24 protein-coding genes and 1 tRNA gene are annotated in these 26,662 nt (G+C 62.3%); 10 read left to right on the forward strand and 15 right to left on the reverse strand.

Going from position 1 to position 26,662, the window contains the following annotated elements; all coding sequences use genetic code 11:
- Positions 1-38 precede the first annotated feature (38 nt).
- The 7 genes from L9B60_RS21590 to L9B60_RS21620 all read left to right on the forward strand — a co-directional run bounded on the left by L9B60_RS21590 (position 39) and on the right by L9B60_RS21620 (position 5,786).
- The gene (locus tag L9B60_RS21590) at positions 39-1,247 is read left to right on the forward strand and encodes an ammonium transporter (RefSeq protein WP_249672992.1); all 1,209 of its coding nucleotides are present in this window, start codon (positions 39-41) and stop codon (positions 1,245-1,247) included.
- 131 nt (positions 1,248-1,378) lie between these two features.
- Positions 1,379-2,473: an acyltransferase family protein gene (locus L9B60_RS21595; RefSeq protein ID WP_249672995.1), complete on the forward strand. Its 1,095-nt coding sequence runs from the start codon at positions 1,379-1,381 to the stop codon at positions 2,471-2,473.
- A gap of 34 nt (positions 2,474-2,507) precedes the next feature.
- Positions 2,508-3,470, forward strand: coding sequence for an acyltransferase family protein (locus L9B60_RS21600; RefSeq protein WP_283780521.1), 963 nt, complete (start codon positions 2,508-2,510; stop codon positions 3,468-3,470).
- Between the two features lie 64 nt (positions 3,471-3,534).
- The gene (locus L9B60_RS21605) at positions 3,535-3,774 is read left to right on the forward strand and encodes a glutaredoxin family protein (RefSeq protein ID WP_249672998.1); all 240 of its coding nucleotides are present in this window, start codon (positions 3,535-3,537) and stop codon (positions 3,772-3,774) included.
- A 173-nt stretch (positions 3,775-3,947) separates the two neighbouring features.
- Complete coding sequence (locus L9B60_RS21610; protein ID WP_249673001.1) at positions 3,948-4,379, forward strand: D-Ala-D-Ala carboxypeptidase family metallohydrolase; 432 nt, start codon at positions 3,948-3,950, stop codon at positions 4,377-4,379.
- A 146-nt stretch (positions 4,380-4,525) separates the two neighbouring features.
- Positions 4,526-4,840 carry a transcriptional regulator gene (locus L9B60_RS21615; RefSeq protein WP_249673003.1) on the forward strand — a complete coding sequence of 105 codons (315 nt, stop codon included), beginning with the start codon at positions 4,526-4,528 and terminating at the stop codon, positions 4,838-4,840.
- A 55-nt stretch (positions 4,841-4,895) separates the two neighbouring features.
- The gene (locus L9B60_RS21620; RefSeq protein WP_249673004.1) at positions 4,896-5,786 is read left to right on the forward strand and encodes a pseudouridine synthase; all 891 of its coding nucleotides are present in this window, start codon (positions 4,896-4,898) and stop codon (positions 5,784-5,786) included.
- Between the two features lie 152 nt (positions 5,787-5,938).
- Here the strand turns inward: L9B60_RS21620 and L9B60_RS21625 are convergent, their stop codons facing one another.
- From L9B60_RS21625 to L9B60_RS21640, 4 genes are all read right to left on the reverse strand, one after another.
- Positions 5,939-7,555: an inorganic phosphate transporter gene (locus tag L9B60_RS21625; RefSeq protein WP_249673005.1), complete on the reverse strand. Its 1,617-nt coding sequence runs from the start codon at positions 7,553-7,555 to the stop codon at positions 5,939-5,941.
- A gap of 85 nt (positions 7,556-7,640) precedes the next feature.
- The gene (locus L9B60_RS21630; RefSeq protein WP_249673007.1) at positions 7,641-8,660 is read right to left on the reverse strand and encodes a transporter; all 1,020 of its coding nucleotides are present in this window, start codon (positions 8,658-8,660) and stop codon (positions 7,641-7,643) included.
- A 114-nt stretch (positions 8,661-8,774) separates the two neighbouring features.
- A tRNA-Pro gene (locus tag L9B60_RS21635) sits at positions 8,775-8,851 on the reverse strand.
- Between the two features lie 79 nt (positions 8,852-8,930).
- The gene (locus L9B60_RS21640; RefSeq protein ID WP_249673008.1) at positions 8,931-9,152 is read right to left on the reverse strand and encodes a YgdI/YgdR family lipoprotein; all 222 of its coding nucleotides are present in this window, start codon (positions 9,150-9,152) and stop codon (positions 8,931-8,933) included.
- 146 nt (positions 9,153-9,298) lie between these two features.
- Here L9B60_RS21640 and moaB point away from each other — a divergent pair, with 146 nt between their 5' ends.
- The 3 genes from moaB to L9B60_RS21655 all read left to right on the forward strand — a co-directional run bounded on the left by moaB (position 9,299) and on the right by L9B60_RS21655 (position 12,126).
- Positions 9,299-9,838 carry a molybdenum cofactor biosynthesis protein B gene (moaB, locus tag L9B60_RS21645; RefSeq protein ID WP_249673009.1) on the forward strand — a complete coding sequence of 180 codons (540 nt, stop codon included), beginning with the start codon at positions 9,299-9,301 and terminating at the stop codon, positions 9,836-9,838.
- 22 nt (positions 9,839-9,860) lie between these two features.
- Complete coding sequence (locus tag L9B60_RS21650) at positions 9,861-11,048, forward strand: molybdopterin molybdotransferase MoeA (RefSeq protein WP_249679883.1); 1,188 nt, start codon at positions 9,861-9,863, stop codon at positions 11,046-11,048.
- A 151-nt stretch (positions 11,049-11,199) separates the two neighbouring features.
- On the forward strand, positions 11,200-12,126 hold the full coding sequence (locus L9B60_RS21655) for a glycosyltransferase family 2 protein (RefSeq protein ID WP_249673010.1): 927 nt from the start codon (positions 11,200-11,202) through the stop codon (positions 12,124-12,126).
- Between the two features lie 12 nt (positions 12,127-12,138).
- On the opposite strand, the gene L9B60_RS21660 is transcribed toward L9B60_RS21655, so the two are convergent.
- The 11 genes from L9B60_RS21660 to L9B60_RS21710 form a co-directional block, all read right to left on the reverse strand.
- A complete protein-coding gene (locus L9B60_RS21660) occupies positions 12,139-13,548 on the reverse strand; it encodes a lipid II flippase MurJ (RefSeq protein WP_249673012.1) in 1,410 nt (469 codons plus the stop codon).
- A gap of 9 nt (positions 13,549-13,557) precedes the next feature.
- Positions 13,558-14,379, reverse strand: a complete 822-nt coding sequence (locus L9B60_RS21665; RefSeq protein WP_249673013.1) for an acyltransferase — start codon at positions 14,377-14,379, stop codon at positions 13,558-13,560.
- Complete coding sequence (locus L9B60_RS21670) at positions 14,376-15,773, reverse strand: O-antigen ligase family protein (protein ID WP_249673015.1); 1,398 nt, start codon at positions 15,771-15,773, stop codon at positions 14,376-14,378. The genes L9B60_RS21665 and L9B60_RS21670 overlap by 4 nt, the downstream gene beginning before the upstream one ends.
- Complete coding sequence (locus L9B60_RS21675; protein ID WP_249673016.1) at positions 15,773-16,873, reverse strand: glycosyltransferase family 4 protein; 1,101 nt, start codon at positions 16,871-16,873, stop codon at positions 15,773-15,775. The genes L9B60_RS21670 and L9B60_RS21675 overlap by 1 nt, the downstream gene beginning before the upstream one ends.
- Positions 16,864-18,081 (reverse strand): glycosyltransferase family 4 protein, encoded by a 1,218-nt coding sequence (locus L9B60_RS21680; protein WP_249673017.1) that lies wholly within the window; start codon positions 18,079-18,081, stop codon positions 16,864-16,866. The genes L9B60_RS21675 and L9B60_RS21680 overlap by 10 nt, the downstream gene beginning before the upstream one ends.
- A gap of 14 nt (positions 18,082-18,095) precedes the next feature.
- Entirely contained in the window at positions 18,096-19,415 is a 1,320-nt protein-coding gene (locus tag L9B60_RS21685; protein ID WP_249673018.1) for a beta-galactosidase, read from the reverse strand.
- Positions 19,416-19,417: 2 nt separating this feature from the next.
- A complete protein-coding gene (locus L9B60_RS21690; RefSeq protein WP_249673019.1) occupies positions 19,418-20,596 on the reverse strand; it encodes a glycosyltransferase in 1,179 nt (392 codons plus the stop codon).
- Positions 20,596-22,590: an exopolysaccharide transport family protein gene (locus tag L9B60_RS21695; RefSeq protein WP_249673020.1), complete on the reverse strand. Its 1,995-nt coding sequence runs from the start codon at positions 22,588-22,590 to the stop codon at positions 20,596-20,598. The genes L9B60_RS21690 and L9B60_RS21695 overlap by 1 nt, the downstream gene beginning before the upstream one ends.
- An 18-nt stretch (positions 22,591-22,608) precedes the next feature.
- The gene (locus L9B60_RS21700; RefSeq protein WP_249673022.1) at positions 22,609-23,379 is read right to left on the reverse strand and encodes a polysaccharide biosynthesis/export family protein; all 771 of its coding nucleotides are present in this window, start codon (positions 23,377-23,379) and stop codon (positions 22,609-22,611) included.
- A gap of 79 nt (positions 23,380-23,458) precedes the next feature.
- On the reverse strand, positions 23,459-24,913 hold the full coding sequence (locus tag L9B60_RS21705; RefSeq protein WP_249673023.1) for a mannose-1-phosphate guanylyltransferase/mannose-6-phosphate isomerase: 1,455 nt from the start codon (positions 24,911-24,913) through the stop codon (positions 23,459-23,461).
- Position 24,914: 1 nt separating this feature from the next.
- Complete coding sequence (locus L9B60_RS21710; protein WP_249673024.1) at positions 24,915-26,351, reverse strand: undecaprenyl-phosphate glucose phosphotransferase; 1,437 nt, start codon at positions 26,349-26,351, stop codon at positions 24,915-24,917.
- Between the last annotated feature and the right edge of the window lie 311 nt (positions 26,352-26,662).

Consider the following 26,662-nt stretch of genomic DNA (forward strand, 5'->3'; position numbering starts at 1 on the left):
GTTTGGTGCTTTTTTATCGCTTCAGGCCTGCCTTTTACATGGAAAATCTGCAAAGCGCCGTGGAAACATTGGTCCACGGCTCCAATACCCTGTTCTTGCTGTGTGGCGCTGTGATGGTCCTGGCTATGCACGCAGGTTTCGCCTTCCTTGAAGTCGGCACCGTGCGCCAAAAAAACCAAGTCAACGCGCTGTCCAAGATCCTCAGTGACTTTGCCGTGTCGACCCTGGCCTATTTCTTTATAGGTTACTGGATTTCCTACGGCGTGACCTTTCTGCAACCGGCCGCAGTGATCAGCGTCGACCATGGCTACGCGCTGGTCAAATTCTTCTTCCTGCTGACCTTTGCCGCAGCGATCCCGGCGATCATCTCGGGGGGCATTGCCGAGCGCGCCAGGTTCGCGCCGCAACTGTGCGCCACCAGCCTGATCGTAGCGTTCGTCTACCCGTTTTTCGAAGGCGTGGTGTGGAACGGCAACTTCGGCGCCCAGGCTTGGCTGCTGGCGAATGTTGGCGCTACCTTCCACGATTTCGCAGGGTCGGTGGTGGTGCATGCCATGGGCGGTTGGCTGGCGTTGGCGGCGGTGTTACTGCTGGGGCCACGCCAGGGGCGTTTTCGCGACGGCAAGGTGGTGGCCTTTGCGCCGTCGAACATTCCGTTCCTGGCGCTGGGTTCCTGGATCTTGATTGTGGGCTGGTTCGGTTTCAACGTGATGAGCGCGCAAAACCTGCAGGGCCTGAGCGGCCTGGTCGCCGTCAACTCATTGATGGCCATGGTGGGTGGCACGGTGGCCGCATTGATTGTGGGCCGCAATGACCCAGGCTTCCTGCACAACGGCCCGCTGGCGGGGTTGGTGGCAGTGTGCGCGGGCTCCGACCTGATGCACCCGGTGGGCGCCTTGGTGACCGGGGCCATTGCCGGCGTGCTGTTCGTGAAGTGTTTTATTGCCGCCCAGGGTAAATGGAAAATTGACGACGTGCTGGGGGTATGGCCGCTGCACGGCATTTGCGGCGTGTGGGGCGGCATTGCCTGCGGCATTTTTGGCCAGACCGCACTGGGCGGCCTGGGGGGCGTGAGCCTGGTCAGCCAGTTGCTGGGCACGGGCGCAGGGGTATTGATTGCCCTGGCAGGGGGCTTTGCGGTGTACGGCGTGCTCAAGGCCAGCTGCGGGATACGTTTGTCCCAAGAGCAGGAGTATTACGGGGCGGATCTGTCGATTCACAAGATCGGGGCGGTGAGCCACGATTGAGGCGCGCCAGGTAATGATTCACGCGTTGACTCTATCACCAGGCGCAACACTTGCTATGCTGATGGCGCAGGGCCAGACTGCGCCCATCAAGCAGGCCTGTTCCAAGGATCGATACACCGACGGAGACGAGTATGGAGCGCCTGTTTTCGCTTCAGGGCATCAGGGGGGCGGCGGTACTGGGGGTGGTCCTGTTTCACATGGCCGCGGTAGAACTCAAGTATTCCGGTGGCGACCGTCTGCTGCCTGCGATGGTCGATTTTTTCCAGCTGGGCGTTGATCTGTTTTTTGTCATCAGTGGCTTTGTGATGGTGATCGTCACACGCGGGCGCCATCAGGATTGGGTGCAGGGCCTGCGCTTCGGCTTCAACCGACTTTCACGTATCTACCCCAACTACTGGCTGTATTTCTTCATCACCTTGCTGGTTTACCTGTGGCAGCCGGGCATGGTCAATTCCTCACACGGCGACTCCAACCTGTGGATGTCATTCGCGCTGCTCCCCAGTGAGAAAGTGCTGTTGGTGATGGTGGCCTGGTCGCTGGTGTTCGAGCTGTGGTTCTACCTGGTGTTCGCCGTGTTCCTGTTTTTACCCGAGCGCTGGCTGGCGTTGCTGCTGGCCGCCTGGGCGCTGGTGCTGGTGGTATTTAACCTGGTCGATGATTGGCAGGCCCATGGCCCTGCACTGAGAATAATGCTGCACCCCTATGCGCTGGAGTTCATCACCGGCGTCGCCGCTGCCCGCTTCTTCTATTCACGGCATAGCGCACGGGTACCCACGGCAGTGGTGTGGGCCGGGTTGTGCCTGGCCGTGTTCGGTGGTTTTCCGTTGATTGCCGGTTTCCAATTGTTCAACAGCGAAGGGCTGGAGCGCATGCTGCCGGTGGCGCTGGTGTTTGGCGTGTTGGTGCTTTCGCTGGTGTTGCTGGAGCGTCGCGGGTTGATCCGCGTGCCGGGGTTCATGGTGGTGGTGGGGGATATGTCCTACACCTTGTACCTGTCCCATCTGCTGGTGCTGGGGGTGGTCGGGCGTGCGTGGGGCATGCTCGGGCCGCGACCGGACAGCCTGTGGGACAACCTGGTGTTCATTGTCTTGATGATGGCGGCGGTTCTCACCTACGGCTGGGTGGCGTACCGCTGTTTCGAAAAGCCTTTGCTCGATCGCGCCACGGCCCTGTGCAAGCGTATGTTCCATGCGTCCACGCCGCGCAAGCGGCTGGACACGGTTTGATTTTGATGGTGAGTGGGGATGGGGGCAGGGGCACATGGCACGAGCAGTGAACGGAAATCTGGACGTATTAAAGATGGTCTTGGCCATCATCGTGGTGGTGGGGCACAGTAAATTCCTGGGGGGCAATACGACAACCATCGGCTACCTGCTGAGCGCAGGCTTGCTGCGTGCGGCAGTCCCGGTGTTTTTTATCATCAATGGCTACTTCATGGCGCGCGCCATGAGCAGCGGCCCGTCGATGCGTCAGTGGTTGGTGCGGGTGCTCTGGTTGTACCTGTTCTGGATGTTGGTCTACAGCCCGTTCTACGTGGACGATTTCTCGTTGGCTACCCTGGTCGGGGTGATCAAGAAACTGATCATCGGTTACTTCCACCTCTGGTACCTAGTGGGCATGATCGGTGGTGGCGTGCTGGTCTACCTGTTGCGCCAACAGTCCAGTCGGGTGATCCTCACGCTGGCGCTGACCTGCTTTGGCATCGGGCTGGTGCTGCAATACATGCGCGTCTATGTGGTGGTGCCCAACGAGTTCGCGCAGCACTGGCTGGAACAGGATTACACGGCGCGTAACTTCTTGTTCATGGGCTTTCCGTTCGTGGCAATCGGTTACCTGATGGCGCGGCACGATATTCCGCAAAAAGTCAGCCGCGCCCAGGTCTGGTGCTTCCTGATCGTGGGGTTGTTGGTGCTGGAGTTGGAGTCCTGGCGCAACATGCATCATCAGGTCAACCTGGACCTGAATTTCGACTTCCTGTTCGGCATCATCCTGGTTGCGCCGGCGGTGTTCCTGCTGCCGTTCTGCTACCCGCGCCCGAGTCAGAACCGCTGGCTGGGGACGTTGTCGTCGGCGGTCTACTTCGTGCACCCGCTGTTTTTGTTCGGCTTGACGGCCATGGGCATGCCCTTCGGCAACTTGCTGGCAATCTCGGTACTGGCATTGGCGCTAGTGGTGTCGCCGCTGATTATCCTGGCCGGTCGGCGCTTCCCCTTCATTCTGTAGCGGTCGACGCCTGCACCGCGTGGGCATAGAATTTGATATTCCTTGCCCACGACGGTGCATGAACATGCCTGCCGAATGTCAGTTGCTTGGCACCCTGGGGTGCCACCTGTGCGAGTTGGCCGAAGACGAGCTGATGCCTCTGGTCGAACATGGCCTGATGGTAGAACTGCTCGATATTGCCGACGATCCTCATTTGTTCGAGCGCTATTCCCTGAGCATCCCGGTGCTCGTGCGCGTCGACAACCAGGCTGAGTTAGCCTGGCCCTTCGATACCGAACAGGTCGTGGCTTTTTTGCGCCGATAGCATCGCCTTTCCCCGCCAAACCCCTATTTTTGAAACGCTTATCCACGTGCGTCGGCCTGGTGTGCGCGGCAGTATGGGCCTGTGCGTTGTAGACGAGCCGCCGACAAGGCCAGTCGCGTGCACGCGGCTCGCCGGTCATTCAGACTTTTAGCCCCTACCAAGGAAGGTAAAGCATGCAGATCAGTCAGCATTTCAGCCTGGAGGAGTTGGTGCGTTCCGGCACCGCCGCGCGCCAGGGTCTCGACAACACGCCCGATGACACCGCCCTCGCCAACCTGCGCCGATTGGCCGGCACACTGGAGGCGGTGCGCGCGCTGGTGGGCCAGCCGCTGCGCATCAGCAGTGGCTACCGGTCGGTGGCGGTCAATGCGGCCGTCGGCGGTTCGCGTGGCAGTGCCCATGCCTTGGGCCTGGCCGCTGATTTCAACGTGCAGGGCCTTGCGCCGCGGGCGTTGGCGCAATTGATTGCCGACAGCACGTTGGACTTCGACCAGTTGATCCTGGAGTTCGACCGCTGGGTACACCTGGGCCTTAGCACAGGGCCTGCGCGACGCCAGGTACTGACGGCCCGCAGTAGCAGCGGCTACCTGGCCGGGCTGGTGTAGCCCCGACCTTCCATCAACCTTACGTTGACGGGTAAAAGGCCTGTCGCCTATGCTGTATATAAATACAGTGTTAGCGTACGGCACCAGCGGTGTGTGAAGGACAAGAAGCCAGCCCGGGCTGGCTTCGGCTCAAGAGGATTTTTGCAGTGGTCAATGTCGAACAATTGAAGTACACCGTCAACCGCATGCCGGTGGAGCGTATCCAGGAGGCGGTGCTGGAACTGCGCTTGGACGGGCTGGTTACCGAGGGTAAGACGCCCTTCAACAAGGTGCATTTCAACACCTGCTTTGCCGAGGTCGAGGCGTTGTTCCAGCGCGCCGGTTACCATCGCCCGCTGGACGTAGTGGGTTACCAAGGCCTGTTGTACGCGCTGTACGACCCCACGCGCTGGGAGGCGGTGGACGTATTGCGCTGGCTCAAGGAGTTCGTCGAGGCGGCGCAGGTCGCCCACTCGCAATGACAGGCCGGGCAGGGTGGGCGATAATCGTCGGCTGCATCGACCGTCGAGCCTGCCCATGTCCGTACCACCGTTCAATCCTGCCGATCAACAAGCCAGCACCCTGTGCCTGCCACCGGGCCCTTGGGTAACGGTGCTGGACTGCCTGAGCGAGCACTTCAAGGCCATCAGCCGTGAACAGTGGCTGGACCGCATCGCCCGGGGCCGAGTGCTGGACGCCACGGGGCAACCCATAGGCGTCGACCTGGCCTACAAGCAGGGGCTGCGCATTCATTACTTTCGCGAAGTCCCCAACGAAAGGCCGATTGCCGCCCAGGAGAGCATCCTGCACGTGGATGAGCATCTGGTGGTGGCCGACAAACCGCACTTCCTGCCCGTGACGCCGACCGGTGAGTACGTTGAGCACACGCTGCTACGTCGGTTGATCAAGCGCTTGGGCAACCCGCACCTCGTACCGCTGCACCGTATCGATCGGCACACGGCAGGGTTGGTGCTGTTCTCGGCCAACCCTGCGTCGCGCGCGGCCTATCAGCAGCTGTTTCCGACCCGGCAGATCGACAAGACCTACGAGGCCATCGCCCCCGCCTTGCCCGACCGCGTGTTTCCATTGACCCACAAAAGCCGCATGGTCAACGGCGAGCCGTTCTTTCGCATGCAGGAAGTGGCTGGCGTGAGCAACAGCGAGACCCGGGTCGAGGTGGGGGAGTGCAATGGGCAACTGTGGCGCTACGTGCTGCACCCCATCACCGGCAAGACCCACCAACTACGCGTGCACATGACCGCGCTGGGGGCGAGCATCTGCAACGACCCGTTCTACCCCGAAGTGTTGCGTGACATCGAAGATGACTACCAGCGGCCTTTGAAGCTGCTGGCCAGGCATTTGCGCTTCAACGACCCGTTGACGGGCGAAGTGCGCGAGTTCGAGAGCGCGTTGCGCTTGGACTGGTGATGCCCCGGTAGCCGCCTTGGAAAAATACCGGGGTACACCAGGCCATTCGCGGCGGCCTCTTCGCGGATAAATCCGCTCCTACGCGCCTGTGCGGTAGGAGTGGATTCATCCGCGAAAAAAAACGCCGGGGTACATCAGCTAAACCACGGCGGTCAAAAGATTTGGGTAAACACCCAATATAACCCGCCCGACAACAGGATCGCCGCCGGCAGCGTCAACACCCAGGCCATCAGCAGGTTGCGGATGGTGCGCATCTGCAGCCCGGAGCCGTTGGCAACCATGGTGCCGGCGACCCCGGAAGACAGCACGTGAGTGGTCGAGACCGGCAGGCCATACATGTCTGCCGCACCGATGGTGATCATCGCCACCACTTCGGCGCTGGCGCCCTGGGCATAGCTCAAATGGGTCTTGCCGATCTTCTCGCCCACCGTGACCACGATGCGCTTCCAGCCGACCATGGTGCCCAGGCCCAACGCGATCGCCACGGCGACCTTGACCCACAATGGAATGAACCGCGTGGCGCTGTCGATCTGTTGCTTGAACAAGTCGACCTTGCTTTGGGTATCGGCGTCGAAGCCGCCGACCTTGTCCTTGCTCATTAGGCGGATGGCTTCAGAGGTCAGGTACATGTCGTTACGCACGTTGGCCATGGCCGCCGCCGGTATCTGCGCCAGGGAGCCGTAGCCTTTCACGTCGGTGCCGATCATGCCGGCCAGCGCGGCCAGCGACGGCACCAGTTGTGCGCTGGCCTGCTTGGTGCGCACGTATTCGGACAGTGTCTGGCGCGGGTCGCCCGCCACGGGGGTCGGGTCGGCCTTGGCCAGGGCCTGTTGCGTGGCCTCGGCCACCACCGAGAAATGCAGCGCCTGATCGGCGGGCATGGTGCGGTTCAGCGCGTAGGCCATCGGCAGGGTGCCGACCAGGATCAGCATGATCAGGCCCATGCCTTTTTGCCCGTCATTAGAGCCGTGGGCAAAGGACACGCCGGTGCACGTCAGGATCAGCAAGCTGCGGATCCACCACGGCGGTGGCGCATCGCCTTCGGGCGCCTTGTACAGCGCGCGGTTCTTGACCAACATGCGCAACACCACCACCAGCATCGCGGCAAAGAAAAAACCGATCAGGGGCGAGAGCAACAGCGAGTAACCGATCTTCAGCGCCTGGCCCCAGTCGACGCCACTGGTGCCGTCGCGGCCGTGCATCAGGGCGTTGGCCACGCCCACGCCGATGATCGAACCGATCAGGGTGTGCGACGAGGACGCCGGCAGGCCCAGCCACCAGGTGCCCAAGTTCCACAGGATGGCGGCAATCAACAGGGCGAAGATCATCGCGAAGCCTGCCGAGGAGCCCACCTGCAGAATCAATTCCACCGGCAGCAGCGCGATGATGCCAAAGGCCACGGCGCCGCTGGACAGCAGCACCCCGAGGAAGTTGAAGCAGCCGGACCACACCACGGCGAAATGCGCGGGCAGTGAGTTGGTGTAGATCACCGTGGCCACCGCGTTGGCGGTGTCGTGGAAGCCATTGACGAACTCGAAGCCCAAGGCGATCAACAGCGCCACACCCAGCAACAGGAACGGCGTCCAGGTGGTGACGGTGGTGCCCATGTCGTCAACGTCGCTGACCAGGCTCCAGGCGCTGTAGGCGAGCCCCAGGGCCAAAACCAGGAAAAACAACACCAGGGTGCCGCGCCCAGGCTTGCGTCCCAGTTGGGGTCGCCCTTGGGCAGGGGAGTCAATGGATGAAGGTGCCAGCGTCGGAGTGGCCATGTCAGGCAATCCAGTGTGGGGGTAGGGATTACCAGTGTGGTTACAAGATGTTACAGATGTAGGACAGTCCCGCTCGGCCTATGTGTCAGTAATCCGTGCGTTTGCGAAAGGCCCAGCGCCCCGCCAGCACGGTGAAGGTCGCCACCAGCGCCACCAATATCCAGAAACCTTCCGGGTCGCTGGCCAAGGGGATGCCGCCTACGTTCATGCCGAAAAAACCGGCGATGATGTTGATCGGCAAGGCCAGTACCGTGACCACCGTCAAGGTGAACAGCGTACGGTTGCTCTGTTCATTCAGGTTGGCGGCGATCTCTTCCTGCAACAGCTTGATGCGCTCACCCAGGGCGGTGAGGTCGCTGATCACCAGGGCGAACTCCTCGGTGGCCTGGCGCAGCTCCTGCACGTCGGCTTCCTGCAGCCAGGCCGGCGGGCGGTTGAGCAGGCGCAGCAGCGAACCGGGCTCCAGGGCCAGCAGGCGCTGCAGGCGTACCAGCACCCGGCGCATGCTGCCCAGTTCCGCGCGGTTGTTGCTGACGCGCAGCGACAGCAGTTGGTCTTCGATCTGATCGACGTTCAGGCTGGTCCTGCGCACGATCTGGGTGAGCACTTCGGCCTGGTCGCGAAACAGGTGCACCAACAACTCCATGGGCGAGCGGAAGCGCTCGCCGTGTTTGACCGAGGAGCGCAGTTTGTCCACCGAATGCAGCGGTTGCAGGCGCGCACTGACCAACAGGCGGCGGTCGGCGCACAGCCACAAGGTGGAAATGTCGGAGGAGACCATGCCGAAATTGAACACCACATCGTTGACCACCGCCAGCAGGGTGGAATCGACGTGTTCGATACGGGTGGACCGCGAGCCTTCGTGCAGGGCCTCGTAAAAATCGTCCGGCAGGTTCAAGTGTGCGCGCATCCAGCGCTCGCAGCCGGCGTGGGCCAGGTTCAGGTGCAGCCACAAGAAGTCATCACTGTGCTCGGGGGCCTGCAAGGTGTGCAGCACGGTTGCCGAATCCACTTCCAGCGCAGGCATGTCAGGGCCAAAGCGATACCCATACAGCAAGCCGAACAGGTCGCTGTCCTGGTGACTCTTGATAATGCTGGAGTTCATGCGCGCTCACGGGCAGGGGGATGGCTGCCGTCGATGATGGGCGTGGCATCTTGCAGTTTTGTGACAATTTATATGCGCGGCAAATTGTTATCTGCGCGCAAAGGCTTGCGGGGTTGGTCGGGGAGACAGGATTCGAACCTGCGGCCTTCTCGTCCCGAACGAGACGCGCTACCTGGCTGCGCTACACCCCGGCTGTCAGCCTATTTTAGTTCACCGAGGGGCACTGGCAAGGGGGGTTGGGCCACGGTGGGGAGCCGTGGCCCGCTTGGCTCAGAGTTCCTTGACGGTGCGTACCTGATCCTTGTTGATGCGGGTTTCCTTGCCGTCCAATTGCTTGATTTCGTAGAAACCCGAATCTTCATCGAATTTTGGGGTGTCAACCGCCTGGATTTCGCGACCGTCGTTCAACGTGATCACGGTGGGCGAGGAGCAACCCGCCAAGGTCGCCAGGGCGGCTGCCAGGATCAGTGCGGGAAGGGTCCGTTGTGTCATTGTCTTTCTCCAGAGGGAAATAATTCTGTCGTTACTCACGTTGAGACGTAAGTGCCAATCGCAAAGTTCCTTTTTTTGTGCACGGGCGGTGCAATCGGCCGCTGTGATATAACGGAGCCATTCAAACACACCACCGGAACGAGCCTATGAAAGCCAAGGCTGATGTACCTTTTGTGCCGCTTAATATTGCGGTGCTGACTGTCAGTGACACCCGCACGCTGGAAACCGATACCTCGGGGCAGGTCTTTGTCGACCGCTTGACCGCCGCAGGCCATGGCTTGGCCGCGCGCGTGCTGCTCAAGGATGATTTGTACAAGATTCGCGCCCAGGTGGCCACCTGGATTGCCGACGACGTGGTGCAGGTGGTGTTGATCACCGGCGGCACCGGCTTTACCGGCCGCGACAGCACCCCGGAAGCGGTGGCCTGCCTGCTGGATAAGCAAGTGGATGGTTTCGGCGAACTGTTCCGGCAGATCTCCGTGGCCGACATCGGCACCTCCACCGTGCAGTCCCGTGCCCTGGCGGGCTTGGCCAACGGCACCCTGGTCTGCTGCCTGCCGGGCTCCACCAATGCCGTGCGCACCGGTTGGGACGGCATCCTGGCCGAGCAACTGGATGTGCGCCACCGCCCTTGCAACTTTGTCCCGCACCTCAAGCAGGCCGAGCCCTGCCAGACCCGTGGCTGAGTTGGCTGCGGCCAAGCCGCTGATGCCGTTGGAGCAGGCGCTGGAACGCCTGCTGAGCATGGCCGGGCAGTCGCCGGTGGTGCAAACCCAGCGGGTGCCGCTGGCCCAGGCGGATGGCCGGGTATTGGCCTGTGGATTGGTTTCGACCCTTGATCTGCCACCCTGGGCCAACAGCGCCATGGACGGATACGCGTTGCGCCTGGGCGACTGGACCGGCGAGCCGCTGGTGGTCAGCCAGCGCATCCAGGCCGGGCAAGCCCCAGGGCCGCTGACGCCTGGCACCTGTGCGCGGATCTTCACCGGGGCACCGCTGCCCGAGGGTGCCGACACCGTCGAGATGCAGGAAAACGCGGTGGTCGAGGCCGATCAGCGCGTGCGTTTCATCGAACCCATGAGCGTTGCGCAAAACGTGCGCCCGCAAGGCCAGGAAACCCGTGTTGGCGAGCAGGTGTTGGCCGCTGGCACGCGCCTGGGGCCGATCGAACTGGGCTTGGCGGCGTCCCTGGGGCACGCCGAGCTGACCGTGGTACGGTCGATCCGCGTGGCGGTGCTGTCGACTGGCGATGAACTGGTCGAACCCGGCTTGCCGCTGGGCCCGGGGCAAATCTACAACAGTAACCGACGGGTGCTGTGCACGTGGTTGCAGCGCATGGGCTGCGAGGTCGTCGACGCCGGCATCCTGCCCGACAACCTGGAACAAACGCGGGCCAAGCTGGCTGCACTCAACGGCGTCGAGCTGATTTTGTCGACTGGCGGGGTGTCGGTGGGCGAGGCGGATTTTCTCGGGATTGCCCTGCGTGAAGAAGGCGAACTGGACCTGTGGAAGCTGGCGATCAAGCCAGGCAAACCGCTTACCTTCGGCCATTTCCGTGGCGTGCCGGTGATTGGCCTGCCGGGCAACCCGGCCTCCACCCTGGTGACTTTTGCCTTGCTGGCGCGGCCGTACCTGTTACGGCGCATGGGCGTGCAGGCGGTTACCCCTTTGCAGTTCAGCGTGCCGGCAGGTTTTACCTGGGCCAAGCCTGGCAACCGCCGCGAGTACCTGCGCGGGCGCCTGGAGCAAGGCCGTGCGGTGATCTACCCCAACCAAAGCTCCGGCGTGTTGCGCAGCGCCGCCTGGGCCGAAGGGCTGGTCGAAGTACTGGAAGGCCGCACACTGGAGGAAGGTGACCTGCTGAACTTCATCCCGTTGAGCGAGCTGCTGGGTTAAGGCTGCGCTACTACACGCGGTGGATGAAAATTTCACCGCCGTATTTATTTACATTTTCCCTTGGCCAGTAAGCTAATCTACAGAGGCTGTAACGTTTCTGAGGCACCATTCGGGGGGCCATAAAAGGGTTTCGGGAAGAGAGGGGTAAGCCATGGAGTCTTTGAGGGTGGCCTGCGTGATTCCTACGTATAACGGCCGCAAGGATCTGCAACGCTTGCTCGACTCACTGGACAGCCAGACAGCGAAATTCGACACGTTGATCGTCGATTCTTCCTCGTCAGATGGCACCACAGAACTCGCGCAGTCTCGCGCCGACCACTTCGTCGGCATCGCGAGCAAGGATTTCAACCATGGTGGCACTCGGCAGATGATGGTCGAGCGCTTCCCGGAGTACGACGTCTACGTCTACATGACCCAGGACGCCTATCTGGAAGACCCCGCGGCGCTGGCCAATATCGTGCGGCCGTTCGCCGATGCTTCGGTGGGGGCGGTGTGTGGGCGGCAATTGGCGCACAAGGATGCCAACCTTCTGGCCGAGCATGCACGCCTGTTCAACTACCCCGAGACCTCGCGCACCAAAAGCCTTGAGGATGCGCCGGACCTGGGTATCAAGACCGCGTTCATGTCCAATTCCTTCGCCGCTTACCGGCGCCAGGCCTTGGCGCAGATTGGCGGCTTCCCCCCGCACGTGATCCTGGCCGAAGACATGTACGTCGCGGCGAAGATGCTGCTGGCCGGTTGGAAGGTTGCGTATGAAGGCAGCGCGTGCTGCCGGCATTCGCACAACTACACGGTCAAGGAGGAGTTCCGCCGCTACTTCGATATCGGCGTGTTCCAGTCCCGTGAGTCGTGGATTGGCGAGCACTTCGGTGGCGCCGGCGGGGAAGGGTTGCGCTATGTGATTTCCGAGCTCAAGTACCTGGGCCTGCGCAGGCTGTGGCTGTGGCCGGTGTCGCTGTGGCGCAACGCGATGAAACTGCTGGCCTACAAGTTCAGCAAACAGGAGAAGCACTTGCCCATGCCAATCAAGAAAAAAATGGGCATGCACAAGCGCTTCTGGGACAGCCCTCACGGCTGACTCAAGTGCCCCTCAGGCCTGCCGCCAAGGCCGCAACCATGCGGCCAGAGCAATCAGCAGCACCAGCCCGCACACACAGCTGATGATCAGCTGAAACCAGATGCCCGGCAGTGGATGCACCAGCAACGCGGCCAACAGCATGGCGCCCACCCCCAGCAGCCAATGGCTGCGCCACGGCAACTGGTCGAGCAGGGCCTGGCGGCGCATCAACAGCACGCCGGTCAACAACACCCCGCACAGCGCCGCCATGGCGATGCCGATCAGGCCAAAGCAATACGGCAGCACCGCCAGCAGCACCGCGTTGAGCAAGCTGCCGGCCAGCTCGCATTTGAGCGGCATGCGCGTATCGCCGGCCGCATAGGCATAACGGGCGAGCAGGGCGTTCCAGGCGCCGAACATCAAGGGAACGCAAAACCAGGCCAGCAGCTCCGGCAATGGGCTGCCAGCCGACTGTTGCGGCAACAGCAACGCGACCAGGGCTGCCGACGCGCCGATCAAACCGGTCACCGCCGGTATGGTCAGCAGGGTGGCACTGCTCAGGCCCTTGCGCAGCAGCGTCAGGCGTTGTTCACCGGCGCTGCCGCTCATCAGGCCCAGCAGCACCTGGTTCAGGCTCATGAGGGCGATCAAGGGCAGGTTGATCAGCTTGCGCGCCAGGTTGATCCAGGTCACGGCGCCTTCGCCGAGCAACGACGCCACCATGCGTTCCAACAAGGCCAGGCCTTGGCTGGCCAGGTTGCTGCTGAGTAGCGGGCCGATGCGTTGCAGCAGTTCGCGCACCGCGCCGGGCGCCGGTTGAACGCGCCACGGCCGCCAGCCATCGCGCATCACCGTGGGCAACAGCACGGTCGGCATCAGCAGGCTGCCGCCGACGCAGGCCCACGCCAGGCCCGTGGGGTTGGCGTCGTGGCGCATCAAGGCCAGGTACAGCACCGGTGGCAGGTTGAACAGCAGCGAGCCCAGCCCGGCCAGCACGAAGCGCGAGCGTGCCTGCAACGGCACGCACAGCAAGCCATGCAGCAAGAAACCGGGAGCACACCAGGCCAGCCATTGCAGCGACGCCCCTGCTCGGGCATAGCCGGCCTCATCCAGCCCCGGGCCGATGGCGCGCACCAGCAGGGGCGCGGCCAGGCACAGCACCAGGCTCAAGGCCAGTCCAAGGCTCAGGATTCTTGGCGCCAGGGCGCCCAGCCAGGCCTGTTGCTGCACCGCCGAGCGTTGCTGGTAGAGGGGCAATGCGGCGGCGCTGAGCACGCCACCGGCCAGGGCCATGCGCAAGGCCTCGGGTAGAAACAGTGATACCAGGAACGCATCGCTTTGGGCGCCGGCGCCCCAGGAGGCCACCAGTAACCATTCCCGGGCAAAGCCTGCGGCCAGGCCCGTGAGGGTCGCCAGGGTCAGCCACAACGTTGATCCAAACATGGCGGCGGGTCAGTGGAACAAGGTGAACAGGCCTTTGCCGCCCACCTTGTAATTGAGCCCACGAACCCGTTCACCTTTCACCGCCGCATCGGCGCCACCGACAATGGTGTAGGGCGCGATGGGTTTGCTCACCACGGTATTGCCGCCCACCACCGCGCCCTCGCCGATCTCGGCACCGTATGACAGCAGGGCGCGGCTGCAGATCCAGGCGTAGTCATGAACGTAGATAGGGCCCAGCACGGCCCAGAATTCCGGTGCCTGGGTGTCGTGGCCGCCGGCAATGATCAGTACGTAGGATGCGATGGTCACATGGTCGCCGATGATCAGCCCGCCGCGCGCATCAAGCTGGCCGTGCCAGCCCACGACGCTGTCGTTGCCGATGCGCAGGCGGTCCATGCCAATGACTTCGGTGTTGCGCCACACCGAGGAGCCCTTGCCGATCTTCGCACCGCCCAGGCGCAACCAGGCCAGGCGAATGGTGTGGCTGGGGATCTTGCAGATCAGGATGTTGTAGACCTGCTCCCAGGCACGCAGCGCCCGGTCACGCAGCGTCACCCAGTTGATGCCGTACAGCGGCACCAGCGCGCCCTTGATCTCCCGGCCCAGCAATGCGTAGAAGCGCCGGGGCAGTGACGGCTCGATGCGGCTTTCGATATTGATCATGGAGATGAAACACAGGGTGTTGCCTTTGAGTTCCTGTTCAAAACACACCTCGTTGGCCAGCATCCATTGGTAAGCCTCCTCCAGCTCAGCCAACGTCACCCCCATCTTCTGCGCATACAGGCCCAAGTGTTGCCCCAGGTTGTTGGAGTGAAAAATCCGGTGCTTCATGGTTGGCTTCCTGCGGGTGTCTGAGGTTGGGCGGGCGCGGCGGCGAGGCGCTTGGCCTCGCGCAGGCTGAGCCCGAGAAACAGCCAGAACAGGGCGATCAACACCGTGGTAAAGCTGAAGTAGTGGTCGAACAGGCCGCTGACCAGGGCGGCCATGACGCCGCTGGTGCAGCCCAGCCAAATCGCGTTGTCATGGGTCAGTATCAGCGACTTGGTTTGCGGCCGGCTGTGCTTCCACCAACTCCAGATCACCGCGCAGAAAAACAGCATGCCCAGCACGCCGAGTTTGTACACGTAGTTGAGCCAGAGGTTGGAAATACCGTACAGGCCGCTGTCAGGCACCGGCGGGTCGACTTTGAAGCCGATGCCGAACGGATAGCGCGCCATGGCCTCGGGGAAGTTGGCGTACTCATCGAAGCGCACTGAAGTACTCGCGTCATTGCTGGAGAACAGCGCCAGCACGCGCTCTTGCAGTGGTGGGTATAGCACCAGCGTCAAGGCACCGAGTACCAGCGCGGTCATGAGCACGCGCCCGGTGTACGGCACCTTGCGGCTGGCCATCCAGAGCAAGACCACCGCCAGGCTCAACAGCGCGCCGCGCGAGCCGGTCATCAGCAACCCAAGCCCGCCCAGCAACGTGACGGCCAAGCCCAGCGCCCGCGGCCAACCCTTGCGGGTCAGGCCGAAGCAGGCAGCCAGCGGCAGCAACATGGCCAAGGCACCGCCGGTGACGTTGGGGTGCATCCAGGTCGACCCCATCCGCGAGTTGAAACTGGCCAGGCCTTTCTCCACCGCCTCGGTGGAGCTGTAGCCAAGGCTCTCCAGGATCGGCGTGATGGAGGAGGCCGTGCCGTTCTTCAGGTACACCGGAATCGACAGCAGCAGCATGGCCAAGGTGCCCAACAGGATGCCGATGATCATCTGCTCGCGCGCCTGGCGGGTATCAAGCAGGCGCGGCACCAGGAACAACGTGGACAGGTTGAACAGCCAGCGCACCCAGTTCACCGGCCCGTTGCCGTCGGCCTTGATCACGATCAGGCCGATAATGAACGGGAACACGCTGAACAGCATGAACGCGATCAGCAGGCGTTCGGTGGGCAGGCGCTGGCTGCGCGGCCCGGTCTGGCCAAACAGGGCCTGGGCCATCAGGCTGGCCCAGACCAGCATGATCAAGGCCTCGGAGACGGTGGTGCGAATGCCGACTTCGACGGTGGTGTAGGGCAGGAAGGTGGCGATCACGGCAAACAGCAGCAACCCCCATAGCGGCTTTCTGATGACCGTGACAATGGCGGCAATGCCGACCAGGGCGGCAGCCACCTTGAAGGCAGGCAGCAACCAGGCCATCACGCCAAAGACCAGGCTGAAAATCAGGGCGAGCGGGAACGCCAACGGCATCAGCACAACTCCTCGAACAATTCGTTGAAACGCAGGCGGTAGGCTTCCAGGCCATAGCCTTTGGCCCAGGCTTTCAATGCCTCGCGGTCTTCAACCGGTGGCGTGGCCAGGCTCAGCATCAGGTCGACCAGCGCTTGCGTGTCGGTCGGTGAAAAACGCGGGCTGCCTGGCGGGGTTACTTCATCCAGCGACGAACCGCTGGCCACCGCCACCGGCGTGCCCTGGCCCAGGGCCTCGACCACTGGCAAGCCGAAGCCCTCGGCGTACGAGGGTTGCCACAGGCGCTCGGCGTGCCGGTACAGGCCCTGCAGTTCGGCATCGCTGACACCTTCGATGAAGTGCACGCCATACAGGTGCTGCTGGTTGATCGGCAGGTGCGGGGCGGGGCCCACCAACACCAGTTCCGGTACCTGCGGGTCGCGTTGGCGCGCCTGTTGCCAGGCGTCGATGAACCACGGCATGTTTTTGCGCGGCTCGCGGGTACCGACCGCCAGCCAGTAGCGTGCCGGCAAGGCCAGGTGCCCCAGGTCAGCCGGCTCGCCGGTGAATTCGCTGACCAGATTGGGCAGCACGCGGACCTTGTCGCAGGCCTTGGGGAAGTGCTTCACCAACTCGTCGGCCGTGAACTGCGAGGGCGTCCAGATGCGGTCCGCCACCTTCACCGACCAGGCGATGGACAGGCGGTCGGTGACCCCGTACACCCATTTGCGCAGGCGCGAGGCGTGGCTATTGGTCAAGGTCAGTTGGAACAGGTCGTGCAGTTGCAGTACGTAGCGCAGGCCGGCTGGCTTGCGGCCGATGGGCAGGCCCATGTTCACGTTGCACATGTACAGTTCGATCTCGGCTTGCTGCAAGGCCTTGGGTAGGAATAGCGCCTCGAACTTGAACCGCTCTGGCAGCCGGTGGAAGCCGTTCAACGGCGTGCCCCAGCGGGGGCAGTGGACCTTGCGGCGGATGGGGTGGTCTTCGGGGGCAATGCCGAACAGTTGCACGCTGTTTTCGGGGCGTGCGCGAAAGGCTGCTTCCAAGGCTTTGTTCTGGCGGCCGATGCCGCTGTCGGGAAAGCAGGTGGCGAGGCGGTAATCCAATCCTATGCGCATACGCTGGCATCTTCCATGGGGTGCAACAGGCGAGAGTAAACCTGCTCCAGTTGGGCGGCGGCCACGCTCCAGTCGTGCGCTTGGCGCACGTACTGGCGGGCGGCCTGGGAAAGCCGGGTCAAGCGCTGTGGATCGCCCAGCACTTGGGCAAGCTGGTTGGCCAGGGCCATGGGGTCATCGCTGCCCAGGTAATGCTCGCCTTGGGTGACCGCAAGGCCCGATACGCCCTGGGCCGTGGTGACCACCGGCAGCCCCGCGGCCATGGCTTCCAGTACCTTGAGCTTGGAGCCACCGCCTTGGCGCAGGGGCGCGAAAAACACCGTGGCCGTGGCTTGCAGTGCCCGCAGGTCGGGCACGAAACCTTGCCATTCGATGCGCGGGTCTGGCCAGCGCTCGCGCCATTGCTCAGGTTGGGCATAACCGCAGATGGCAAAGCGCACGTCGGGGTTGAGCCGCCAAAGGTGCGGCATGATGTGCTGCAGGGCCCACTCCACGGCGTCCAGGTTGGGACTGTATTCATAGTTGCCGATAAACAACAGGCGCTGGGCGTTCAGGTCCGGTTCGACCTGGGCGTAGTAGGGGCAGTCCACCCCATTGACCACTACGTGCGCCGGGCAGTTGAACAGGCGTTGCATGTCGCTGGCGTCTGCCGGGGTGACGGCCACCAACGCCGTGGCCTGGGAAAACACCCGGTGCTCCCAGCGCCGATAGCGCCACTGGTCATAGGCTGTGAATGGCTTCATCCAAGTGGGCAGGCGATCGTAGCTGGCCGCGCCTAGGGCCGACTCGATGTTGTGCTCAGTCAACACGAAAGGTTGACGCGCGCGCTGCAGGGGGCGTTCGTAAGGCTGGAAGCTATAGCTGTGCTCGACTTGTACCACGTCCCAGTGCTCTTGCAGCAAGGTGTCGAATTGCTGCTGCAAGTCGGGTGCCAGGCCATTGATGCTGGCCAGCATCGGATAGGGTGCCGCCGCCACTGCCAGCAGGGTCTTCAGGCTGCGCAAGGGCCGGCGCGGCAGCACGATGAGGCGTTCGAGCCAGGGTTCCAGGGCGGCGCGGGTGGGTTCATCCAGCGCGGCTTTCGATTGCACCAGCAAGGTGATGCGATGCCCGCGCGCGGCCAGGCTGCGCAGCAGGTGATATTGCCGGGTCTTGCCGCCGCTGGTGGTTGGCCAAGGCAGGTAGGGCAAGGTCCAAAGAATGCGCATGTCGTTGTACTCCGTTACCACACCAGCATCTGCAGGCTGCTTTTGACCGGCACATTGATGCCTTTTTCATTGGCCAGGTCGCTGCGGCTGCCGGTCAGCGGATTGAACAGCGCGGCAGTCGTCACGCCGGGCAGTGTCACCGATGTGCCGCTGGCACTCCAGAACAGCCACAAGTGCGTGCCGTCGTTGCGGGTCCAGGCCACGCTGAACAGGTCGTCCGGTGCGCCGCTCAGCGCCGGGCCATCGGCTGGCTCCAGGCGCGGGCCGCTCACCTTGAGGAAGTTTTGCAACGCGTTGTAGACCGGCTTCGGGTTGCCGTCCAGGTCCAGCAGGCCGTAGTACTGGTCGCGCGGGCTGGCGCGTGCATCCAGGTCAGCCAGGTTGAACAGGAAGATGCGCTGGAAGTCCATGGCACTCATCATGGCCAGGCGGCGCAAGGTGAAATCAGCCTGGCCGTCGGTACCGATCAGTTTTTGCATTTCCACGGGGCCTGCGTAGCTCGACCAGCCCCATTCGGTGGCCCATACCTGCTGCACGCCCTTGGCGTGCAACACGCTGTTGAGGTAGTTGGCCCGGGTCAGGAAGTCTTGGGCGCTGATGTCGTCGCCCTCGGGGTATTCGGAGTAGGGGTGATAGGCGGCGATGATGTTCTTGCTTGCCAGCCCTTGGCTCAGCAGGGTCGACAGCATCAGCCCGTCGGTGCTGCGCATCTGGCTGTAGTAGGCCATGCCTGCGGTGGCCACCGGTTTGCCGGGCAGTGCCGCACGAATGGCGTCGGCGGTGGTGAACAGCAGGTTGCCGTACGCCACGGGATCTTCCTTGGGCCGCCAGATGATGTTGGGTTCATTCCACACTTGCCAAGTACCTACCTGGGGGTAGCGTTTGGCAAGCATGACCATGCGTTCGGCATACACGTTGAAATCGCTGGGCGGATATTGGTCAGTGTTGCTGGCCCCGGCCGGCGCGCTGGTGGCAAAGGGCGCCGAACCGACCATGTAGGCCAGGATGTTGTACTTGTGGCTGGCCATGGCAGTCATCGCACCATCCAGCGCGGTCAGGTTGTACACCGCTTGTTCAGGTTCCAGCATGGCCCAATGGGTGGTCAGCCGTACCCAGTTCAGGCCCAGGGCGTCGAGGTTGTCCATCTGCTTGTTGTAGACGCTGCTGTCGTAATACTGAAACTGCGCGTTGACCCCCAGAAAGTCTTTCCAGACCACCGCGCGCGGCCCGCGCAGGGTGGTCTGGGCCTCGGCCTTGGTGCTCCATTGCAGGCTGGCGGCGCTGATCGCCGCGACCAGCAGTAACGGTACCCACACGATCGGTTTTCGCCACATGTTCAATGCTCCGTGCATGCTGCTGCAAATACCTTGAGGAAACGTTCTGCGGTGTGTGGCCAGACGCGCTGGCTGCCGATCAGGCTGGCGTGTTCGGACCAGCGCTGGGCCAGCTCCGGGGTGGCGCACAGGTGGCTGATCTCGGCGGCCAGCGCGGCGACATTGCCTTGGGCAAAAATCACCCCATTGCCACCGGCCACTTCTTCGGCGAAGGAGCGGGCGTCGGAGGTGATTGCCCCGCGCCCACAGGCCACCGCCCAAGACAGAGCACCGCTGGTGCCGCGCTGGGTGCCGAGCAATTTGAGCTTGCTCGATTCACGGTACGGCAACACCATCACGTGATGCGCCTGGATGACCTTGGCGATGTCGGCAGCGGGCAGGTCCAGCTGCCAGTCGATGTTGCCTTCCAAGCCTGCCTGGGTAATGCGTTGGCGCAGTTGGCCGATGTAGCCACCGGAAGGGCCGAAGGCCATTTCCGGTTCACTGCCGCCGGCCAGGGTCAATCGGATGGTGCTGCGCAAGGCTGGCTGCTGGGCAAAGGTCAGCGTCAGGGCATCAAGCAGGTCCTCGATCCCCTTGCCGCGGTAGATGAAGCCGAAATACAACAGGCGCAACGGTTCCAAGGGCGGCAAAGGCGCGGGTGGGATCAGCAAGTTGCCGTGGGGCACCACGGCCATTTGTTCTTCGCGCAGGCCCATGCGTTTGCGCAGGGCATGGCCGCCCGACTGGGTCAGGGTGATCAGCCGGGTCAGGCTGCGGGCCAACTGGCGTTCTTCGTGCAAGCACAGCGGGTCGGCCAGCACGGTGGCAATCTGCGGGACCGGGGAGGGCATGCCACTGGCCATCGACAGCGGCCAGGGCAATTGCGCCCGGCGCCATACCAGGCGTTCGGGGTCGTGCACGGTGGCAGTGATTGGCAAACCCGGGAAACGCCTGCGCAACTCGCGCAGGGCATTGAACTCGGCCAGGCGCCCGCCACCGATCTCGGCGTGCACCAGGTCGATGCCTTGCCAGTCCCACTGCGCCACCCGCTCCAGGGCCTTGTCGACGTCGTTGCCAACGCCGAGCAAGGGTGTGCTGATGGTCACGCCCTGTTGCTCGAGCGCACTTTTCAGATGCCCGGCGTAGTCGGCGATGCCATTTTTTTCCGGAGGCAAGGGCGCCAGCAGGGCGATGTGCATCAGGCTTTGCTCCGGGCCCGGGCCATGAAGTTCAGCACCTTGTCGGGAATTTCAAAGCGACGACGGTTGATGATGATGCCATCGACCCGCTTGAACGCCGTGGTCAAAATCGACAGGGCGTTTTCCAGTACCGGCACCGTGGTCTTCTCGGCTTCTACCACCAGCGCGATCAGGTCGGCGTTGTGCAGGGTCACGAAGGCCTCCTGGTTCGAGAAAAAGCCGCTGGCGTCCAGCAGCACGATCTCGCCGGGGGTGGCCGCGCCGTCGCCACCGATGCGCACCTGATGGCCGCGCTCTTGCAGCAGGTTGCGCAAGTGTTCGATGACAAAGCTCACGCCCTCGCCCTTGCGGGCCGAGGTCAGGCCAATGCTCAAGCCCGAGATGCCAACCTGTTTGAGCGGCAACAGGCCATATAACCGGTACATGCTCGCGGTGAAGGCGCTCATGCGGTCCGGGTGCTGGCGGCTGAGGTCCTGCAGGCTGGTCCACACCTTGACCCCGAAACGCTCCTCGATCTTGTCGCCATCGTGGATGCGCTGGTCCAGCAGGTAGAAGAAGTACAGGGCCAGCAGGCCCACGGCCAGGCTGATCGGGATGGCAAACAGCAACATCAGCAGGCTTTTGGGGAAGACGCGGCTGGGGTTGAAGGTTGCCTGCTCGATGACCGCGATGTTGCTGATCTGGCTCTTGTCCAGCTCACGGTCGATGCGGGCTTTTTCCAGGCTGTCGCTGTACAGGGCGAAGCTTTTCTCGCTGGCATCGAGTTCACGCTGCAGGCGCGACAGCTCCGGCTCCAGGTGCATGGCCTGCAGGCGGTCGCTTTCCAGTTTGGCCAGTTGGGTGTCTTGCTGCGCGGCCTGGGTTTTCAGGCGGCTGAGGCTGGCGTTCTGGTCGGCGTAACTGTTTTGCAGGCGTGTGTAGATCGGGTTGGGCGCCATGTTCTGCGAGCGTTGCACAGTGGCGACTTCGCCGTTCATCAAGGCTTGCAGGTTGCTGATCGCCGTGTTGATGGCCAGTACCGGCGGCGCGTCATCCTTGAACGTGCGCAGCAGTTCCTGGCGCTCGATCTGCTTGGTATTGATGCGTTGCGACAGGTCTTCGCGGTCCGGGTTGCGGGCGATTTCCCGGGCGATGCTGATTTCCTTGGGTTGATCGACGAGCTGCTGCTTGATGATGTCCAGGCCGCTTTGGGTCGAGGCAATCGAGCGCAGGGTATTGAGGTGTTCGCCCTTGAGGTCGTTGAGGTTGCGCGACACGTCGGCCAGGCGGTCGGCAATGCTCACCGCGCCCAGTTGGTCGAGGTTGGCCTGGATCTGTTTCTTGTAGTCGAAGATACGCGCCTGGGTCGCCGTGCTTTCGGTTTCATAGAAGGTGTACAGGCTTTTGCGTCCCAAGGTACGGGTGCGTTCATCCTCATACTGTTCGATCCAGGTCTTGACCACTGCTTGGGCGACCTTTGGGTCGTTCCACACAAAGCTGATTTCCATCACCGCCGAGCCCGTGGCATGGGTCACCTTGAAGGCTTTTTCCAGGTCTGCCGCCAAGCGCTCCACCGGTGTTTCCTTTTCCACCAGGCCGACCAACTGCAGAAAGCCGCGACCAATCTCGATGATGCTGCCGATGGCACCCTTGACGGCGTTTTTTACCGAGGCAAGCGCGCCTTGTTCCGGCGGGATGCGGGACAGGTCATCCAGGTATTTCTCGGCCACCAGGCGGGTGATGGGGCGGCCACTGAGCATGGTTTCTTCGTCGATGATCGGGTCGCGCTGGGCGCTTGGGATCACCAGCGCCTGGCGATCGGCAATCTCGATCGGCAGGGTGCTGGTGTCACGCCCTGGCTTGACCAGCAATTGGGCGGTGGACTCATACCGGTTAGGCAGCAGGAAGGCGCCCAGCAGAATGATGACGAAGGTCGCCAGCACCGTGATTTTGACCTCGCGCTTGAAGATGAAATACAAGCGCAGCAGATCGCGGAAGGAACGGATATTGATCATGTCTGGTGTCCTTGACGATCAGTTGTTGTTGGAGCGCAAGTCGTAGGTAGCACCCAGGCCCAGTGATTTCGAGAACGGAATCAGCTGGTTGAGGTACAAATCGACCCATTCGATGCCGTTCCCCACATGGGATTTGGGCACGAACACGACATCACCGCGCTGCAACAGCACCGGGCCCCGGCCGGCGTCCGCCAGCATGAAATTGCCGTAGTCCAGAAAGTACGTCTTGTAGCGGCCGTCCTGTTCCTGGCGAAGCAGGGCGACGTTGTGGCTGTCGGCCTGGGACAGCACGCCACCGGCGCCGATGATGGCCTGCTCCAGGGTGGTGGCCACGTTCACCGACAATGCGGTGGGGTTACGCACCGAGCCGCCGATGAACACGTTGTTGCCGGGCGCCGCGTTGATGTTGATGGTCAGCGCGGTTTCCCGGTAGATGGTTTGCAGTTTGCTCTCCAGCACCGTCGTCAGTTGCTCGGTGGTCAACCCGGCGGCCTTGATCTGGCCGATGTAGGGGTAGGAGAAGCTCCCGTCGTTCTGCACCTGGAACAGCGTCAGTTCATAAATGGTGTTGGCGGTGAACGCCGAGATCGACGGCGCTTCACCGGTATTGCGCACGATACGCAAAGTGTCGCCCGGGCGGATCAATTGGGGGGGCAAGGGCTTACCGGCCAATGCGCTGCCAGCCTCATGGGCGGCCTTGAGTTGATCGTTGTCGGGCAACTGCACCTTGGACGCATTGCTGCAGGCACCCAGCATGATAAAACCTAGGATCAGCAGGACTTTCTTCATTGGGCGGTCTTCCTGTCGTGCATGGTTACAGCTCCCTGAAATCACGGGGTCGGGCGTTAATGGCGGTTGGTGGAGCGCGTCAGGATTTAACAGGCTCAGGCACCCTTCCATAGATGTCGGTAAAGCGGACGATGTCATCCTCGCCCAAGTACTCGCCGCTCTGCACTTCGATCATCACCAGGTCGATGACCCCGGGGTTGACCAGGCGGTGCGTGCGGCCGGGCTTGATGAAGGTGGATTCGTTGGTGTCCAGCAAGAATTCGTTTTCGCCATTGGTGACCATGGCCATGCCGCTGACCACGATCCAGTGCTCGCTGCGGTGATGGTGCATCTGCAGTGACAGCGAGGCCTGGGGGCGAACCACGATGCGCTTGATCTTGAAGCGCTTGCCTTCCTCCAACACCGTGTAGGTGCCCCAGGGGCGCGTGACGGTGCGGTGCAGGCGATAGGCGTCGTGGCCTTGGCGCTTGAGCTCCTGGGCGATGTATTTCACTTCCTGGCTGCGCGCAGAGTCGGCGATCAGCAGCGCGTCGGGGGTGTCGATAATGATCAGGTTGTCCAGGCCCACGCCGCCCACCAGGCGCTTGGGCGAGTCGATGTAGCAGTTGCTGACGTCATGCAGCACGGTTTCGCCGTTGCACTGGTTACCCTGGGCGTCGGCGGGGCTCAGGGCACGGACTGCCTGCCACGAACCGATGTCGCTCCAGCCCAGGGAGCAGGGGATGACCGCGACCTTCTGTGAGCGCTCCATCAGCGCGTAGTCCACGGAAATGTCCGGGGCCAGGGCGAAGGTGGTGCTGTCCAGTTCCAGTTGCAGCTCCTTGTTGCCATCCTTCTTGTGGCTGCTTGCAAGGCAGGTGGCCACGCTGGCCAACACCTCCGGGGCGTGGGTTTCCAGTTCGCGCAGCACGGCGTCCACGCGCATGCAGAACATGCCGGCATTCCACAAGTGCAGGCCGCCCTCCAGGTATTGCTTGGCGGTGGGGGCGTCCGGCTTTTCGACGAAACGGGCTACCTGGTAACCGCCGTTGTTCAGCGCCTGGCCCTTCTGGATATAACCAAAGCCGGTTTCGGCGCTGGTGGGCACGATGCCAAAGGTCACCAGCCAGCCCTGTTCGGCCAACTCGCGCGCAGAGGCCACGGCGGCTTTGAACGCCTCGACGTCCTGCACCAGTTGGTCGGCAGGCATCACCAGCAGTTGTGCATCCTCGCCATAGAGCTTGGCCACGTGCAGCGCGGCGGCGGCGATGGCCGGGGCGGTATTGCGGCCGAAGGGCTCGAGAATGAAGTCCAATGCCGCACGGCCTTTGTTCAGCAGGCGGTAGTCGTCCAGGGTGCGGAAAAACACTTCCCGGTTGGTCACGGTCAGCAGGCGGTCAACGTCGTCAAGGCCTGCGGCACGCAGAAACGTCTTCTGCAAAAGGCTCTCGCCGTCGGGCAGGCGCATGAACGGCTTGGGCATGGCCTCGCGTGAAACCGGCCACAGGCGTGTGCCGGCACCGCCAGCGATGATGCAAGGGATGAGGGTGCCCATTTCAGTAAACCTCGCGGGTCAAAAGCACTGCCGGGACAGTGCGCAAGAGGATGTAAAGGTCAAACCAGACCGACCAGTTCTCGATGTATTCCAGGTCGAACTCGACGCGCTTCTCGATTTTTTCCAGGGTGTCGGTTTCGCCGCGATAGCCGTTAATCTGCGCCAGCCCCGTGATGCCTGGCTTGACCCGGTGGCGGGAGGTGTACTCCTTGACCGCTTCCTCGAACAGGATGCCGGCAGCCTTGGTGGCCGTGGCGTGGGGGCGTGGGCCAACCATCGACATGCTGCCGCCGAACACATTGAACAGTTGCGGCAGCTCGTCCAGGCTGGTCTTGCGAATGAAGCGTCCCACCCGGGTAATGCGCGAATCACCGCGGGTGGTCTGCTTGTCGGCGTTGGCATCGGCCTGGTGCTGGTGCATCGAGCGGAACTTGTACACCTCGATCAGGCGGTTGTTGTAGCCATAGCGTTTTTGCTTGAACAGCACGCTGCCAGGGGAGTCGATCTTGATCGCCAGGGCCACCAGCAGCATGATCGGCGACAGCAGCACCAGGGCGAAAAAGGAGATGACCATGTCTTCCACCCGCTTGAAAAACGGCGACCAGCCGCGCAACGGCACTTCGGAGGCGTTGAACATCGGCAGGTTGGCGACTTCGGTGATGCGGTTGTGCGAATGGCGGAAAGCGATCATGTCCGGCACCAGCAACACATTTACCGGCAGGCGGCGCAGCTCGCGGATGATGTAGTCCATGCGGTTTTCCGCAGACCAAGGCAGGGCCACCAGCACCTGGGTGACTTTCTCGTCGCGGATCAGTTGCTCCAGGTCCCGCGAGTTGCCAAGCAGGGGCAGGTTGAGCAGGGTTTTGGGCAGGCGGCCGATGCGGTCGTCGATAAAGCCGATGACCCCGGAGCGAATGTCCTGGTGTTGCAGCAAGTACTCGGCCAGGCGCTGGCCGTTCTCGGTCGCGCCCAGGATCACCGAGTTCTGCAGGAACACGCCGCGCTGCATCAGTTGCTGGAACACGGTCAGCAAGATCATCCGTTCGATGCCCAGCAAAAGGAAACTGCCGAAAAACCAGATGATCAACTCGGTGTTGGAAATGGTGTCGAACATCTGCAGCGCGCGGTGCATGAACAGCAGCAGGCAGAAGGCCGAGGACCAGGCAAAGAAGGTGATTTGAAAGCGCAGGCGGTTACTGAAGATCGATTCGGCGTAGACGCCCAATGCCTGGAAAATCAGCACGCTGATGAAGCCGAAGAAAATCAACACCGCCAGGTAGTTCTTCAGCAGGGTCGGTTCGGTGATCTGGCCGATGGAAAGGATCAGCAGCCCCGGCAAAATGGCGGTCAGGCCATGCACCAGGCGTATGACGAACAAAAAATACTCGACCATACTCGGCCGTGTGAGCAGCAAGCTGTCCACGGGTTGCAAGCGCATAAGACCCCTCCCTCCAGACCACGAACCCGTGGCCACTGCAAAGCATTGCGGCAGACTTTGATCCAGTAAAAGTCAAAAACATGACTTTTTTGCGCTCGTTCCGTCCATGGTGGCAAATTTTTGTCGAGTTGTGTATAGGCGGTGATGGCAAATGCACATATTTAGATGAAAAGGACGGTTGGCCAGCGCAAAAATGCCAGCCTGCAGCATGGTTTTACCTCCGATGAACGGCATATCCCAAGTAAAGCTCATGAAACAACTGGAAGCGAATGCGCTGACAAAAAATAATATTTTTACGAGTGCGGACTTTC

It is taken from the genome of Pseudomonas abieticivorans, from assembly GCF_023509015.1.
In the GTDB taxonomy this organism is placed as follows: Bacteria; Pseudomonadota; Gammaproteobacteria; order Pseudomonadales; family Pseudomonadaceae; genus Aquipseudomonas; species Aquipseudomonas abieticivorans.